Origin of the sequence: Acinetobacter sp. ANC 5054 (assembly GCF_002135295.1) — a bacterium.
Taxonomy (GTDB): Bacteria; Pseudomonadota; Gammaproteobacteria; order Pseudomonadales; family Moraxellaceae; genus Acinetobacter.
This window is the reverse complement of record NZ_NEGG01000003.1, coordinates 73,148-88,040: the sequence shown is the minus strand read 5'-3', so window position 1 is coordinate 88,040 and position 14,893 is coordinate 73,148. Positions and strand designations below refer to the sequence as shown.

The window sequence follows — 14,893 nt, the reverse complement described above, 5'->3', positions numbered from 1 at the left end:
AATGAATTCTCAAAAATTCAGTTTAGAAAAACTTGCTCAACTTGTACAAGGTCAATGTATAGGTCAGGCTGATTTGCAACTGAGTGGGATGGCAAGTCTTGAACATGCACAATCCCACCATCTCGCTTTTGTAAATGCAGATAAATACTTGCTTGAGGCGCAACAATCTCAGGCAGGTGCACTTATTGTGACTGCTGAAATGCAGGCGCATATTCCTTCGCAACAAAATTTTATTGTTGTACCCAATCCATATCTTGCGTTTGCGATTTTGACGCATGTTTTTGAAAAGAAACATGTGAGCATCGGTATTGAAAGTACAGCGCAAATTGATCCCTCTGCTATTATCTCGGATAGTGCCTATGTCGGGCATTATGCAGTTATTGGTGCACATTGTGTGGTGGGTGACGGTAGTCGTATCGAATCACAAGTGAAACTTGATGATGGTGTTGAAATTGGTAAAGAATGTTTTATCGATTCGCATGTGACCATTACGGGTGAAGCAAAACTCGGTGATCGTGTACGTATTCATGCCAACACAGTCATTGGTGGTGAAGGTTTTGGATTTGCACCTTATCAGGGTAAGTGGCATCGTATTGCACAATTAGGTTCAGTTCGCATTGGGAATGACGTGCGAATTGGGTCAAATTGTAGTATCGATCGTGGTGCTTTGGATGACACAATTTTGGAAGATGGTGTCATTATTGATAACCTTGTGCAAATCGCGCATAACGTCAAAGTTGGTGCGAACACTGCAATGGCTGCTAAATGTGGGATTGCAGGAAGTACGACTATTGGCAAAAACTGTATCTTAGCGGGTGCTGTAGGTATCGTGGGTCATATTAATATTACCGATAATGTGACTATTACGGGGATGTCAATGGTCACAAAAAGTATTTCCGAGCCGGGAAGTTATTCATCTGGCACGCCAATGCTTGAAAGTGGTTCTTGGAAGAAGGCTGCAATTCGCTTTAAACAATTAGCAGATGTGCCATTGACCCAATTGGTCAAACGACTTGATCATATGCAATCTCAAATTGAGTCCCTTGAATCAACATTTAAATTGCGTAAATAATTATGATGACAGAGTCGAATACCCCAGCATTCACAAAACCTGAATTACCAATGACCATTCAGACCATTCGTGAATATTTGCCGCATCGTTATCCGTTTTTATTGGTTGATCGTGTTGTTGAAGTGACCGACAACGGGATTGTTGGCTATAAAAATGTAACGATTAACGAAGAATTTTTACAAGGCCATTTCCCAGGATACCCAATTATGCCGGGTGTTCTGATTGTCGAAGCACTTGCTCAAGTTTCTGGAATTTTAGGTTTCATCATGAATGGTGAGAAGCCTTCTGCAGGTTCTTTGTTCTTATTTGCTGGCGCAGAAAAGGTTAGATTTAAAAAACAAGTGGTTGCAGGCGATCAACTTGTTTTAAAATCTGAATTAGTGATGCAAAAACGTGGCATTTACAAATATAATTGTATTGCTACCGTTGATGGTATTGTCGCAGCAACCGCGGAAATTATGGTTTCGCATCAAAAAACAGAGAAAGCATGAGCAATAACGATTTAATTCATCCTACCGCTATTATTGATTCATCTGCAGTGATTGCTGCAGATGTGCAGATTGGGCCATATTGTATTATTGGTCCAAATGTAACAATTGGAGCGGGCACTAAACTGCATTCACATGTCGTGGTGGGTGGATATACCCGTATTGGTCAGCATAACGAAATTTTTCAATTTGCAAGCGTAGGCGAAGTTTGCCAAGACCTGAAATATGCAGGTGAGGAAACTTGGTTAGAAATTGGTGATCACAACTCAATTCGTGAACACTGTAGTTTGCATCGTGGTACCGTTCAAGACAAAGGTCTTACCAAACTTGGTAGCCATAACTTACTTATGGTGAATACCCACATTGCACATGACTGCGTAGTAGGTGATCATAATATTTTCGCCAATAACGTGGGTGTTGCTGGACATGTTCATATTGGTGATTATGTCATTGTTGGTGGAAACTCAGGTATTCACCAGTTCTGTAAGATTGATTCTTTCAGTATGATTGGTGGAGCTTCACTGATTCTGAAAGACGTTCCGGCCTATGTGATGGTATCTGGTAACCCAGCTCACGCATTCGCTATGAATATTGAAGGTATGCGCCGTAAAGGGTGGTCTAAAAATGTGATTCAAGGTTTACGTGAGTCATTTAAACTGATCTATAAAGATGGTTTGACCACCAACGAAGCTATTGAACGCATTCGTACTGAAATTTTACCTGAAGTCGCAGAAGCACAATTATTGATTGATTCTTTAGAGCAATCAAAACGCGGAATTGTTCGTTAAGTAATCTTCAGAAAACCAATCTGAAATAAAAAAAGACACCGCTTGTGGTGTCTTTTTTATTGTCTCACGTGTAAGTATTACTTTTTAAGATAACCCGCTTCTTCAGATTTTGGATATTTTTGCAGAAGCTTATTTTTTAATTGTGTTGCTGAAGCCGCATTGTGGTCTACATCTTTTGAAATGCTATATAGTTGATAGAGTGCACGTGGAGCACGGCTCGATTCTGGATATTTGTCTGCCACAATGCTGTAGTTCTTTTTCGCTTCTACATAATTGGTGGGTTCAATGGCAAGATTGAATTCAGCTAACCAGAAATAAGCATTACCAATGTAGACACTATTTGGATTATTTTTTATAAAATTTTGCATCGGTGCAATCGCTTTTTTTGCACCACCTTGCTTATAAGCATCTAAAGCGACGGTATAGGCAGCTTTTTCAAGTTCAAGGCTATCTCCGCCTGCATTCACAGGTTTTGATGCTGACGTGCTTATTGTAGCTTGTTGTACAGAGGTTTGTTTAGTTGTACTAGGTGGTGCTGGGAGAAGTACCTTGTTGGTTATCCTCCGTTGCGCCCGCATCCTCAGATGGATCAACTTTTTGTTGCAGGAGTTCAAGACGCTGATCTAAATCGGCGTAGCGATTGGTTAACTCGCTTTTGAGTTTTTCAATTTCGTTATCTTGTTCTTCCATTTTGCCACGTAAGGCACGTAACTCATTTTCTAATTGTTGGTTTTTTTGCATCAATTGCCAATTTAAATTGGTCGGTACTGCTGCTGCACCGCCGGTCTGAACAGCCGTGCTATTTGCAGTGTATACGGTTCCATTATTTGCGCCACTCAGTCCTTTAGACTCGATTGGGATATTGGCATAGAGCGCACCAGAGCATGCAAGGGCGAGGGCACAGAGTATATGCTTTTTGAGCATCATAAAATTTCCATTTAGTTACGAACTGAGCTGCTTTGCAAATTTTTATCACAGACAGCCAATTGATAAAGCGATAAGCACATTAAAAACGCCAAACTTATGAATTGCAATAAGCTTTTACTATCTTGTTGTGTATTAAAGTAAATAATATGCCCTAAATTTTCATGCTTTCTACACAATATAAATGGACATTGATTTATAAATAATCAAACGATTACACATCGAGTGGAAAAGCAAGTTTTTGGCTTGCAACTTTATTAAAAATCTCTATACTCTGTTCTTGCAATGGTAGCCCTGCCGGTTACTTCGCAATTGTACTCTACAAACCCCGCCAGGACCGGAAGGTAGCAACGGTAGTAGAACTATGATGTGCCGAAGTCCTGCTGGTAGGGTTGCCACCAGTTTATAAAAATAATATAAATTATACTTCTATTTAAATCTCAATATTTTTTATCTGATTCTTCTAAACCTTGCTTATATTTCATTTTCCCGTACATTTAAATTTATTTATTCGTCATTTAAATCTTTACGTGCAATTACTTTGAAGATAGTGTCTAAATCAAAGCCCCGATATTGCAAGAAACGAATTTGCTTGGCTTTGAGTTTTGGATCACGTTCAACCTCTTTTCCAAATTTTTTGACTTTTAAACTATAGGCTTGGGCAACCCAGTCGGTTTCTTTAAGTTCGTCTTGAATCAGTTCACTATTAATTTTCTTATTTTTTAACGCAAGTTTAATTCGATTTGGCCCTTTACCTTTCCTTTTTTGGCTCGAGAGCATCAGCTCTGCGACACGTTGATCGCTCTGATAGTTTTCCCGTGCGAGCTCTTCTACAAGTTGAATGACTTCATCACGACTATCTGCATACAGTGCTAATTTTTCGATCAAATCAGCTTTTGAATATTCTTTACGAGTTAATACAGCAAAGGCATATGAGCGTAAGCGTGTACCTGTGAGGCCGGGCTTTTTCTCAGTATTGATGTCTTTGCCGTTGGCATCGAAATGCAGCGCATCTGTATTTAGACTTTGACTAGAAGTTGGATTTGCTGGAATTTGATCTTCATCCTCAGCGAATTGTTGTTTCAATGCTTCGTAGTCAAGCAGGAGTGGGAAGTAGTCTTTAGTCATAATGTCATTTTAATACGATTCTTAGGTGCAAAACAAAACGCCCCGTAGGGCGTTTATAAACTTTTTTATGAAAGCAGATCTTAAGATTCTAAAAAGTCTGGCTCTTCTTCGTCCTTTTCATCGGCTGGCAGTGTTACTGGTGTAAGTAACTTTTCGCGAATTAAGCGATCCAGTTCTTGCGCAATTTCTGGATTCTCTTCTAAATGACGAATCACGTTATTTTTACCTTGGCCAATTTTATTGCCTTGATAAGAATACCAAGCACCAGCTTTTTGTACCAATTCTTGTGCTACAGCCAAATCGACTAATTCGCCAAGTTGGTTCACGCCTTTACCGTATAAAATCTGGAATAGCGCTTCTTTAAAAGGAGGAGCCATTTTGTTCTTCACCACTTTTACGCGGGTTTCTGAACCGACAATTTCATCGCCTTCTTTCACTTGGCCGATACGGCGGATGTCTAAACGTACAGACGCATAGAACTTCAGTGCGTTACCGCCTGTCGTTGTCTCAGGGCTACCAAACATCACACCAATTTTCATACGAATCTGGTTAATGAAGATCACCATACAGTTAGAGCGTTTTGCGTTACCAGTCATTTTACGCAGGGCTTGGCTCATCAAACGTGCTTGTAAGCCCATATGAGAGTCACCCATCTCGCCTTCAATTTCGGCACGAGGGGTAAGCGCAGCAACAGAGTCGACTACGATCAAATCGATTGCACCTGAACGTACCAGCATGTCAGCAATTTCAAGCGCTTGTTCACCATGATCGGGTTGTGAAACAAGAAGATTGTCGATATCTACGCCTAGTTTGCGTGCGTATTGAGGATCTAAAGCATGTTCGGCATCGATAAAGGCACAAGTTCCACCAGCTTTTTGACATTGTGCAATTGCTTGCAGTGTCATTGTGGTTTTACCAGAAGATTCAGGGCCGTAAATCTCAACGATACGTCCTTTTGGTAAACCGCCAATACCTAATGCGATATCTAATGTGAGTGAGCCCGTAGATACTGCTTCAACAGCTTGTACGGTGTTATCACCAAGACGCATAACGGTGTTTTTACCAAATTGTTTTTCAATCTGGCTTAAGGCCGCATTTAACGCCTTGCTTTTATTATCATCCATCTTACAACCTCAATACGATGTCACGAAACAATATACTCAAGTGGATGTATTCAGTTCAAATCTGTTCCACAAGCGTATAGTGACAGAATTCATCCTTTTGTTCTATGAAAATCACAACCCTTGCGACAGGTTGTGACGCTTTAACTTAATCATCATTATAAGACCATTGCTGGTCAAACTGTTGATCATTTTCTCTTTTAAATTTGCCAATATCTCGACGATCTTTTTTACTTGGTCGATGATCTGGTCGAGCTAGATTATGCAACTTTCTTTGTGATGCGAGCAATTCCCGTTTTGCAATACTCACCTCAGTTTCGTCATAAAGCAGCTGAGCGGTTGGGGCAGGCCCACGAACATCTGAGAGTGCTTTTACTACGACAGTCTTTTTCTCAAGACCTTGAGCAATGGTTAGCTCCATACCAATTCGAACTTCTCGAGAGACTTTTACGCGTTCACCATTATGATGGACTTTACCACCTTCAATGGCATTTTTAGCAATCGAGCGGGTTTTAAAAAAACGTGCCGCCCAGAGCCATTTATCAATACGCATACCAACCGCATCTTCGGCTAGATTCGATTTACGCATATTTCTTTTGTTCCTCGTCTTTAGTTAAAGCTTCGCTTTCTAAAATAGTGATTAGATCTGTTAATGCGGACAACATTGGATAATTACAAGTTTCACGTGCCGCTTTTGCAGATGACGGTTGCTGAATGGAATAAAGTTGTTCTATGCCAAATGTTTTGGCACCATTTAAAACTTTTTCGGTGTCATCAATGAAATAGCAATTTGAAGGATCAAAAGGATGCTCTTGTTGTAAAACTTGCCAAAATTCGATGAACTCTTTGGCATGACCCAATGTTTCAGAGCTGACAATCACATCGAAATAGTCACGTAGACCTGTTTCTTCGAGCTTAAACTGTAAACCCGCATAGTCTGCATTGGTTGCAATCCACATCGGGTAATTATTTTCTTTTAAATAGCTAAGCAGTTCGATACAGCCTTGGCGCTTTGCAACTTTATGTTTATGTTCAATTTGTAGCGCTAAGACATCTACGCCAACTTGTGACGTCCAAAAGCGAGATGAATACCATTTTAGGGTATGATTATGTTGTTGGTAAAAACTAAATAGTGTTTCTTTACTTTGCTCAAGCGTGCATTCATGCTGTTTGGTATAGCGAACTGGCAGTAGTTCATTCCAGATGAAATCATCATAAGCAAGATCGAGTAAAGTTCCGTCCATATCAAAGATGATCGTCGGCTTTTCTGAGTAATTTGGCATATAAAAGGTATTCTATGTTTAAAACAACAACAGCACCGCAAGACCCAATGATTTTGCAGCTTTTGCCCATTGTGACACAGGCATGCGAAATTTTGCGAGAAGAATATCAGCGTTATTGTTCAGGTGCAGATTTTGATATTGAACATAAAAGTGATGATTCACCTGTAACCCAAGCTGACTTTCGCTCGAATCATTATATTACACAAGCACTTTCTCAGGTATCGGACTTACCTTTACTGTCAGAGGAAGGTCTAAAGTCTGAGCGTATGCAATGGCAGAAATTCTGGTTGCTTGATCCATTAGATGGCACCAAAGAATTTCTACATAAGCGTCCTGAATTTACCATTAACTTGAGTTTAGTGGATGGCTCAAATACAACGTTTGCGGTTTTGGCAATCCCCGGTGAATACAGTGCATATTTTTGTCCTCTAAAAGGGCAACCTTTGAAATATGAAATGCAAACGGAATCTTGGTTTGAATACACAGAAGCTAAAATAGAAGAACCTGTACAAATTGGTTTGAGTCAAAGTGCTCGGCATAAGCCTGAATATGGCCAATATTTAGAAGCATTAGGTCATTTGTGTGAATACAGTACTTACCATGCAGGGAGTGCTTATAAGTTTTGCATGATGCTAGAAGATAAAGTCGATATTTATCCACGCTTTCATCCGACCTGTGAGTGGGATACGAGTGCAGGGCAGTGTTTGATTGAACGAATCGGTGGTGGCTTGGTCGATTCTAAAGGTCGTCCATTTATTTATAATCAACGAGAAACTTTATTAAATGGTCGTTTCATTGCATATAAAAATAATGCAATGAAGCAATTGGCTTTAAAAGCTTTACAACAGATGAATCTCTGAACTTGAGCTGTTATAGTGTGTTGATACCTAGATCGTTTATCTTGTAATGAAGAATTGTTGATTATGGCCTTAGATTTGCTCCCGTCCAGTATGTTGAAGGCAATTGATTTATTGCCTGATGAGAAGACGCCGGTGACTTTATTTACCCGCCATTCCATTCGTGAAGTGGTGCAAGGGCAAGGATTGGCAGGCTATGATTTACAACTTACCAGCCAAGGCCGCGATTTGGCAGAAGCTTGGGGAAGTTATCTAATTGAAAATACGGATCGTGTGATACAGCACTGTATTTCCAGTCCCATCCAACGTTGTGTCGATACCGCAGCATTGATGATTCAAGGCGCTGACCATGTCACGATTGAGCCAAATACACATCATATTGAGATTATTGAGCAGGGACTGTTGGTTGAGCCGGGCAGTTTTGTTTTAGATATCAAAAAAGCTGGGCCGTTCTTTCAAAAGCAAGGCGCTTTGGGCTTTATTAATAGCTTTGTGAATAATGCCTTACCCGGTATGAAACAACCTATACATGGTGTGGTCGATGTGCTTGAACTGATTTATAACACCCATCCGACCAATGATTATGGGTTGAGTCTGGCTGTCAGTCATGACACGATTATTGCCGCAATCCTCGCTATTATCTCTGGAAAAAATATCGTTACTCGTGAAGATTGGCCTAAGATGATGGAAGGGCTATTTGTTTGGTTTGAAGGTGATGTTTTTCTTGAATCTAAACTGAAATGGATTTGGCGCGGTGAGCTCAATGAGCTAAATATCCGTGATTTTCAGCAAATGTATTTGAGTGAAATGTAAAAATTATATTGAGTATCACTCAAATTATTTATTCAGCAAAGGCATCCTATTTTCATACGATGCCTTTTTTGTGTATTGACCATAATAAATTATATACGTGCGCGCATACGTGCAGGAAATTCATTTAACTTTAGAGATAAACCATCGTCATTTAGAGGCCAAATGCTGGTATTCACGGCTACATGCTGCTGATGGATACGGCTATATTTATCAGCGGCAATCAATGTTGCAAGATCATGTCCTTCAATACTATAAGCATTGACCACATCGGCTGGATATTGTGTTCGATGATAAAAATCTGATTCAGTTTCACCATCATGTAGGGCAAAAATGCGTTCGATTGCGGGTAAATATACGCCATAGCCTAGCCAAGAATCCACGCCTTGTGATGCTTGGATTTCAGCAGTTGATTTCATATTTGAGATGACTTTTCCCAAGACATCTTTTTCACCTTTTTCAGTGAAATACTCAATATATTGCTTTTCAATTTTCTCAAATTTTTCTAATGATGGTAAAAACTGGTTAATTGACATTTGCATCCCTCTTTTTCAGTTGTGCAACACCGGCTGCTATAGGATGAAAATAAAAATACCATAAAAAATATATGGGATTAAACCATTTCCTTAAATTTTTATTTCAAATTTTTTAAAAATATCCTGACAAATTTTGTCGATTATATACGTTTGTATTTATAGGCTTAGATTAGGTTTTAGTTGAAAAGTGAAATATCTGTCACAGCAAATGTTATATATTTTGTGTGAATATTTATATTTTATTTGAATTGTTATTAAGTGACAAAACACGGCAGTTGAATGATCTAGTCAAAAAAAATAGTATCTACAATCTTATAAAATGTTGATTTATATATCTTATATAGATCACTTAATTGAGTTTTTTTGTGGTTGATTGGGGGGTAGTAGTGAAAAGTGTGATAGGTTTTTCATATAATAAATTGTCAATTTGTATTGTGTCACTAATGTTGGTTGCTTGTGGTGGCGGAGGCGGAGGTGATAGTTCTGGTGGCTCTGCATCATCTGCCAGTTATCCTGAGCCTACACAGGATATTGTCGATGAAACAAGCATTGGTTTTTATGACTACGATGCCAATGATGCTGTTCGTGAAATACGTAATGATTTAGTCGGTAGTTTTTCAGCCCAAGTTCAATTTGGTCAAAGTCATGTGGTCGATCCAAATGCGAATGAAGCCAAGAAAATGCCACGTTTAACCAGTGAAAAAGAAGCACTGTTAATTGTCACGCCAACGCTTGATATGCAAAATATCAAGCAACTTAAAGTAGAGATCTATCAAAACAATCGCTTACTTAGAACCGTCGCATTAAATGATCCAACTCAGATGCCTGTTTCAGATCAGAGCGGGCAAAGAGGACGTCCAGATGTTTGGTACAGTAAACGTGCATGGACTACAAAACTCAATTGGGATGAAGTTAAACCCGGGCTAAGATTAAAATTTATCGATAGTAATAAAGTTAGTGGTGAGTTGCCTGAAGATAAAATCGATTTTGCTGCACCCGGTGAATTGGTTTTAAATAATATTCGTGTGGGGATGTTGGCAGATACACCAAAATCTTCAGGTCATTACATGCTTTTAGAACCTGAAAAAGCAGGGACAGATTACTTTCAGACTATTCCTGCTGCGGAAATGACTGTAGCACAATATGATGATATGCAATTATCACGTGTAATGGTTTCATCAGGCGTCATTTACGATACGGTTAGTGCAACAACTGGTGATGTCTATTCTGGGGATATGCGTGGAGATGTTGGTAAATCAACCTTTAGTGTTGGCATAAACCTTGCCAACTGGGGCATTACCAGTGCATCTATGGAAAATCAAAGCCAGCCTCAGTTAACGCAAACAGTGGTTGTTCATCATACCAAAGGTAACTATGCCAATGGTGTGCATACCCATGGCTTAAGTGGTGGTAATGGTATGCTGACGCTCTATGATTCTGTCGGTAATGAGTTTAGCCATGAAATTGGGCATCACTACGGTTTAGGGCATTACCCTGGTCAGGTGGGTGATAATCTATTTTGGGCTGCACACCATGCAGATAGTGGATGGGGTTATATTGCCAATCGTAATATGATGCGCGGTAATTTATCGTGGACAGCAACATGGAAGTGGGATGGAGCGAATGGTATCCCTAATTTTAAAAATCTTTTCCCGTACGGAAAAGATGCCATGTCTGGTGGATATACTGATAGTAATGTATCGCGCTACACGCACTATACGGGCTACAGCACATTCCTAAAAATTCAACCGCACTTCGACCGTTATGTTTGGGATGAAAGCTCACCTACAGGCTACAAAAAGTGGAATAAAACCACACGTGAGATGGAAGTTGCTCAGCCGAAGATGCCTAATTCAACAGCACCTGTTTGGTATAAAGCAGATCAAAATTATCCACGACCACGGATATTTGGTCAGCCTGTCATTACCATTTTAGGGGGCTATGATCCAGTCAATCAAGTTGGTTTGTTATATCCTGCTGCACGTTCAAACTGGGGCAATGTGTATGACTTAACGGCTGCCAATACAGCTTTGGATCAAGCGGCGTGTTGGTTGAATGTACAATATAGCAATAAGGTCAATAATATTGCCTTAGCACCAACCCGTTTAGGCAGTAATGCCAATAAACTGCATGTTAATTTAGCCTTAGCTGATGCACCGAAAAAAGTTGATTTATACTGTAAAAAAGCGGGTGAGGAAGCCAAATTATTAGCCAATATTGATATTCCAGTGTATGATGCTGCACTGAAACCTGCAGTTAAAATTGGACGTAAGAATGGTTATAGTGCTTTGCGTGCTATTGAACTTCCTCAATTAGAACGCGCTTTAGAAGCTCAAGCAGCAAATACAGTTGTTGCACTTAATCCGACTGAAAAAATGCTGTATGACTCATACAAAAATGACTCATCTTTGATGAGTAGTGTGGCACGTCAGCAACTAACTCGTTATGAGTCGCAACAAAATACAGCCTACCGATTGAATCGTTGGATGAATGTATATGCCCAAGACTTAACCAATCAAGTACCTGAAGCGAAAAGTGCACTCGATGCATTTATGAAAAAACTTTCAGTAACTCAGGAAGGTTTATTTGAGCAGGCGACATTGATTAAAAATGGTAACAACTGTTTGAAATCGGAAACATTAACGGATGGAAAATTAAATTTATACATTAGTGGTCCAAGCGGATGCACGGCGGATGAAACTGAACAGTGGGTATATGATGCCATCGGTCGTATACACAGTAAGTCAAGTCCAGACCAATGTATTACAGGCAATGGTGGTTCAGCTAAAGTGACTTTAGAACGTTGCGTGTTAAACCAAACCAATCAAATTTGGACGATGGACCCTGCGACCACAACGATTCGTCAAAGTGGTCAATGTATGGACTTAAATACGGGACGTTTGCAAAATAACCGTGCGGATTTAATTCGATATAACTGTACCAATGGTGGCAATCAGCGTTGGACCAATTTGACAGCAAGTCAAAATTTATTATGGACGTATTTGTCGCCTACGAATATGAAGTTACTAAAGCAATAATCTCTGAATAAAAAAATAAGGTCCAATTGAGGCCTTATTTTTTTTATATTGTAAAATATACAGACACAAAAAAAGCCCTAAAAAGGGCTTTTTTCATCGCAACAAATTAGTTAGCTAAAGCTTTAACTTGTGCATTTAAACGGCTCTTATGACGAGCAGCTTTGTTTTTATGGATGATGCCTTTATCAGCCATACGGTCGATTACAGGAACAGCTTTTTTGTAAGCTTCTGAAGCGACAGTGTAATCACCAGCAGCAATAGCAGCTACTGTGCGTTTAAGATAAGTACGAACCATAGAACGTAAGCTTGCGTTGTGTTGACGTGCTTTAACGTTTTGACGAGCACGTTTTTTTGCTTGAGCAGAGTTTGCCACTCGTGCACTCCTTGAAATTGATTGGTCTGGGCGGGCTGAAATTACATCTGAAAACCAACATCAGAAGAACTATCACCAGCCCGTAAACAAGTGCCATATTGTGATTAAACTGAACGCTTAAGTCAAGTCTTGACATGCTTTCACAACATTTTAGATGCAGAAAAATTTCAAAGAAAACGTTAGATTAGTCTAAAGCGCTAGAGATTGTATGAAAAATGACTAAAAGTATTGAAAATGCGATTGTTATTGGAGCAACAGGTTTGGTAGGGCGAGAACTGGTGCGCCAACTAAGTTTAAATCAGGGGTGTAAGAATATTACTGCAGTGGTGAGACGGCGTGATTCGGAGCTAAATAGTTTAAAAAAAGTGCAACAATTGGTCACAAATGATTTTTTAACTCTCAATTTAGATGATGTGAAAGATTATAGTCATGCTTTTAGTTGTTTAGGGTCAACTATAAAAAAAGCGGGTTCCAAAGAAAATTTCTATCATATTGATTTTACAATTAATGCTCATTTAGCAAATTTATTGGAGCATACAGAAACACACTATTTGATAGTGAGTGCACTTGGGGCACAGCCTAACTCCTTGTTTTTTTATAATAGGGTCAAAGGTGAGTTGGAATATTATTTAAAAAGTTTAAAGCTCGATAAAGTCTCAATTTTCAGACCATCATTATTGTTAGGCGATCGGACAGAAGCACGTCCAGCAGAAGAAGCGACACAAAAACTCTATAAACGCTTTTCGCATTTAGTACCAGACAGTTTTAAGTTTAAGCCAGTGACAGCTGAACAAGTGGCTCATACTATGGTCGAGGCAGCGCAAACTCAAACTGAAAAATTTGAGATTTATGATAATTTACGCATACTAAAAACCAAATAATGAGGGTTTAATCGTGTCTACAGTTCCATTCGTCACTTGTGATTTACTTGATGATCATCCAGAGATGGATTTACAAGTGGTGATCCCATCACTCGATGGTAAGTTTTTTCAAAGTTATGGTGCACGTAAAAGCTTTGGTGGTCAGGTTGTAACGGTAAAATGTTTTGAAGATAATTCTCGTGTTAAAGAATTATTAGCGACCGATGGAACTGGAAAAGTCCTAGTTGTCGATGGTGGTGCATCAATGCGCTGTGCACTAATGGGCGATATGATTGCTGAGTCAGCAGTGAATAATCACTGGAATGGCGTCATTATATATGGCTGTGTGCGTGATGTTGATGCGATTGCGGAACTTGATTTGGGTGTTCATGCTTTGGCGGCAATTCCAAGAAAAAGCAATCGTAAAGGTGTAGGCGAAACCGAGGTTGAATTAAGTTTCGGTGGTGTAAGTATCCAGTCTGGAGATTATATTTACGCAGATAATAATGGAATTGTGATTGCTAAAGAGCAATTGGTTCAACTGTAAAAAGATACAAATTTAAAAATTATCATTTCAACCGCATCAGCCTAGTTCACTAGGCTGATGCAAATATAAAACCAAGTAAAATAATAAAAGGAAAATCCCTATGTTGTTACATCAAATTAAAGTGGCTCAGGCACTCCTCTCAGGCGTTGCAGAAGGTGGGCGCGGTACAAATGGTACGGCATTTCCATTTCAACCTGAAAAGGCGTTAAAACTCTATGAATTTGAAGGGTCGCCATATTGCCGTCGTGTGCGTGAAGTACTGACAACATTGAACTTAGACTATGAAGTATATCCTTGCCCTAAAGGAGCAAAGAAATATCGTTTAGATGTGCAAAAAATAGGTGGCAAACAACAATTTCCATTCTTGGTTGATGAAAATACGGGTGATCAGTTATACGAGTCTCAGCAAATTATTCATCATCTATTTAAAAATTATGGTAAATCGGGAAAAACACCCAAAAAATATGCAAGCTACCCCAAAATCCCTTATATGGCCTATGTCGGAACACTGATTAATGGAGCTCAAGGCGTATGGATAGATCGTAAGTTAATTCATCGTGATGCACCGCAGCAATTACTAGAACTGTGGGGATTTGAAGCGAGCCCATATACACGTATTGTACGTAGTGCATTATCTGAAATGGAGCTCGCTTTTAAGTTTCATAATGTGGCGAAAGAGCGTTGGCAGGATCAAGGGCTAGCAGCATTACGTTTAAAACCTGGGAAATATGTGCCAATGAAAGGTGGAAAGCGTGAAAAGGTATTGAAAATTATGGGGGATAATATTCAAGTGCCTTATTTAAAAGACCCCAATACGGGTGTTGAGCTTTTTGAATCGGAAAAAATTGTACGATATCTGAAGCAACAATATGGTCTACAGACTTAACTAAATTTGGCAATTAGGCGAGAGTACTTTGACCAAAGAGTTAAAAGTACTTCATCGCCGAAACGTTTTTAAACAATTAAATTAAGCAAATAAGTCGATAAAGTTTAAAAATAAATCTATAAAAATAAGAAATTTACTTAATTATAGGGATATGTTTTAACTATAATTATAGTTAATGTAAA

General features: G+C 39.2%; 15 protein-coding genes, 1 other RNA gene and 1 pseudogene. 10 read left to right on the top strand and 7 right to left on the bottom strand.

What is annotated here, in order from left to right:
* Nucleotide 1: 1 nt before the first annotated feature.
* The 3 genes from lpxD to lpxA are packed head-to-tail and all read left to right on the top strand — an operon-like array spanning nt 2 to nt 2,348.
* The gene (lpxD, locus tag B9T33_RS04160; RefSeq protein ID WP_086177696.1) at nt 2-1,072 is read left to right on the top strand and encodes a UDP-3-O-(3-hydroxymyristoyl)glucosamine N-acyltransferase; all 1,071 of its coding nucleotides are present in this window, start codon (nt 2-4) and stop codon (nt 1,070-1,072) included.
* Between the two features lie 5 nt (nt 1,073-1,077).
* Nucleotides 1,078-1,563 carry a 3-hydroxyacyl-ACP dehydratase FabZ gene (gene fabZ, locus B9T33_RS04155; protein ID WP_171263575.1) on the top strand — a complete coding sequence of 162 codons (486 nt, stop codon included), beginning with the start codon at nt 1,078-1,080 and terminating at the stop codon, nt 1,561-1,563.
* On the top strand, nt 1,560-2,348 hold the full coding sequence (lpxA, locus tag B9T33_RS04150; protein WP_086177694.1) for an acyl-ACP--UDP-N-acetylglucosamine O-acyltransferase: 789 nt from the start codon (nt 1,560-1,562) through the stop codon (nt 2,346-2,348). Before fabZ ends, lpxA begins: the two co-directional genes overlap by 4 nt.
* A 77-nt stretch (nt 2,349-2,425) precedes the next feature.
* Here the strand turns inward: lpxA and B9T33_RS04145 are convergent.
* Nucleotides 2,426-3,275: pseudogene (locus tag B9T33_RS04145) on the bottom strand (YbgF trimerization domain-containing protein).
* A gap of 292 nt (nt 3,276-3,567) precedes the next feature.
* On the opposite strand from B9T33_RS04145, the gene ffs reads away from it, so the two are divergent.
* Nucleotides 3,568-3,664: signal recognition particle sRNA small type (gene ffs / locus B9T33_RS04140), an RNA gene on the top strand.
* Nucleotides 3,665-3,779: 115 nt separating this feature from the next.
* Here the strand turns inward: ffs and B9T33_RS04135 are convergent.
* From B9T33_RS04135 to B9T33_RS04120, 4 genes are all read right to left on the bottom strand, one after another.
* Nucleotides 3,780-4,400: a regulatory protein RecX gene (locus tag B9T33_RS04135; RefSeq protein ID WP_086177693.1), complete on the bottom strand. Its 621-nt coding sequence runs from the start codon at nt 4,398-4,400 to the stop codon at nt 3,780-3,782.
* 80 nt (nt 4,401-4,480) lie between these two features.
* Nucleotides 4,481-5,524, bottom strand: coding sequence for a recombinase RecA (gene recA, locus B9T33_RS04130; protein ID WP_086177692.1), 1,044 nt, complete (start codon nt 5,522-5,524; stop codon nt 4,481-4,483).
* Nucleotides 5,525-5,669: 145 nt separating this feature from the next.
* A complete protein-coding gene (locus tag B9T33_RS04125; protein ID WP_086177691.1) occupies nt 5,670-6,110 on the bottom strand; it encodes an RNA-binding S4 domain-containing protein in 441 nt (146 codons plus the stop codon).
* The gene (locus B9T33_RS04120) at nt 6,103-6,804 is read right to left on the bottom strand and encodes an HAD-IA family hydrolase (protein WP_086177690.1); all 702 of its coding nucleotides are present in this window, start codon (nt 6,802-6,804) and stop codon (nt 6,103-6,105) included. Before B9T33_RS04120 ends, B9T33_RS04125 begins: the two co-directional genes overlap by 8 nt.
* A 14-nt stretch (nt 6,805-6,818) precedes the next feature.
* Between B9T33_RS04120 and B9T33_RS04115 the strand changes: the two genes are divergently transcribed.
* Together B9T33_RS04115 and B9T33_RS04110 are read left to right on the top strand one after the other, a co-directional pair.
* Nucleotides 6,819-7,664: a 3'(2'),5'-bisphosphate nucleotidase CysQ family protein gene (locus tag B9T33_RS04115; protein WP_086177689.1), complete on the top strand. Its 846-nt coding sequence runs from the start codon at nt 6,819-6,821 to the stop codon at nt 7,662-7,664.
* 63 nt (nt 7,665-7,727) lie between these two features.
* Nucleotides 7,728-8,474, top strand: a complete 747-nt coding sequence (locus tag B9T33_RS04110; RefSeq protein ID WP_086177688.1) for a histidine phosphatase family protein — start codon at nt 7,728-7,730, stop codon at nt 8,472-8,474.
* 89 nt (nt 8,475-8,563) lie between these two features.
* On the opposite strand, the gene B9T33_RS04105 is transcribed toward B9T33_RS04110, so the two are convergent.
* Nucleotides 8,564-9,007, bottom strand: a complete 444-nt coding sequence (locus B9T33_RS04105) for a hypothetical protein (RefSeq protein WP_086177687.1) — start codon at nt 9,005-9,007, stop codon at nt 8,564-8,566.
* A 443-nt stretch (nt 9,008-9,450) separates the two neighbouring features.
* Between B9T33_RS04105 and B9T33_RS04100 the strand changes: the two genes are divergently transcribed.
* Complete coding sequence (locus B9T33_RS04100; protein ID WP_171263574.1) at nt 9,451-12,045, top strand: M66 family metalloprotease; 2,595 nt, start codon at nt 9,451-9,453, stop codon at nt 12,043-12,045.
* Nucleotides 12,046-12,151: 106 nt separating this feature from the next.
* On the opposite strand, the gene rpsT is transcribed toward B9T33_RS04100, so the two are convergent.
* Entirely contained in the window at nt 12,152-12,418 is a 267-nt protein-coding gene (gene rpsT / locus B9T33_RS04095; RefSeq protein WP_086177686.1) for a 30S ribosomal protein S20, read from the bottom strand.
* Nucleotides 12,419-12,633: 215 nt separating this feature from the next.
* Between rpsT and B9T33_RS04090 the strand changes: the two genes are divergently transcribed.
* The 3 genes from B9T33_RS04090 (at nt 12,634) to B9T33_RS04080 (ending at nt 14,711) form a co-directional block, all read left to right on the top strand.
* Complete coding sequence (locus B9T33_RS04090) at nt 12,634-13,299, top strand: NAD(P)H-binding protein (RefSeq protein WP_086177685.1); 666 nt, start codon at nt 12,634-12,636, stop codon at nt 13,297-13,299.
* A gap of 13 nt (nt 13,300-13,312) precedes the next feature.
* Nucleotides 13,313-13,825, top strand: a complete 513-nt coding sequence (gene rraA, locus B9T33_RS04085) for a ribonuclease E activity regulator RraA (RefSeq protein WP_086177684.1) — start codon at nt 13,313-13,315, stop codon at nt 13,823-13,825.
* A gap of 100 nt (nt 13,826-13,925) precedes the next feature.
* Nucleotides 13,926-14,711 carry a glutathione S-transferase N-terminal domain-containing protein gene (locus B9T33_RS04080; RefSeq protein WP_086177683.1) on the top strand — a complete coding sequence of 262 codons (786 nt, stop codon included), beginning with the start codon at nt 13,926-13,928 and terminating at the stop codon, nt 14,709-14,711.
* Nucleotides 14,712-14,893: the final 182 nt, after the last annotated feature.

Bases quoted from the DNA above. Each gene is read 5' to 3' on its own strand.
- B9T33_RS04100 (WP_171263574.1), top strand. From the start codon at position 9,451: ATGTTGGTTGCTTGTGGTGGCGGAGGCGGAGGTGATAGTTCTGGTGGC.
- fabZ (WP_171263575.1), top strand. From the start codon at position 1,078: ATGACAGAGTCGAATACCCCAGCATTCACAAAACCTGAATTACCAATG.
- lpxA (WP_086177694.1), top strand. From the start codon at position 1,560: ATGAGCAATAACGATTTAATTCATCCTACCGCTATTATTGATTCATCT.
- B9T33_RS04105 (WP_086177687.1), bottom strand. From the start codon at position 9,007: ATGTCAATTAACCAGTTTTTACCATCATTAGAAAAATTTGAGAAAATT.
- B9T33_RS04115 (WP_086177689.1), top strand. From the start codon at position 6,819: ATGTTTAAAACAACAACAGCACCGCAAGACCCAATGATTTTGCAGCTT.
- B9T33_RS04125 (WP_086177691.1), bottom strand. From the start codon at position 6,110: ATGCGTAAATCGAATCTAGCCGAAGATGCGGTTGGTATGCGTATTGAT.
- B9T33_RS04080 (WP_086177683.1), top strand. From the start codon at position 13,926: ATGTTGTTACATCAAATTAAAGTGGCTCAGGCACTCCTCTCAGGCGTT.
- B9T33_RS04135 (WP_086177693.1), bottom strand. From the start codon at position 4,400: ATGACTAAAGACTACTTCCCACTCCTGCTTGACTACGAAGCATTGAAA.
- B9T33_RS04120 (WP_086177690.1), bottom strand. From the start codon at position 6,804: ATGCCAAATTACTCAGAAAAGCCGACGATCATCTTTGATATGGACGGA.
- recA (WP_086177692.1), bottom strand. From the start codon at position 5,524: ATGGATGATAATAAAAGCAAGGCGTTAAATGCGGCCTTAAGCCAGATT.
- lpxD (WP_086177696.1), top strand. From the start codon at position 2: ATGAATTCTCAAAAATTCAGTTTAGAAAAACTTGCTCAACTTGTACAA.
- B9T33_RS04090 (WP_086177685.1), top strand. From the start codon at position 12,634: ATGACTAAAAGTATTGAAAATGCGATTGTTATTGGAGCAACAGGTTTG.
- B9T33_RS04110 (WP_086177688.1), top strand. From the start codon at position 7,728: ATGGCCTTAGATTTGCTCCCGTCCAGTATGTTGAAGGCAATTGATTTA.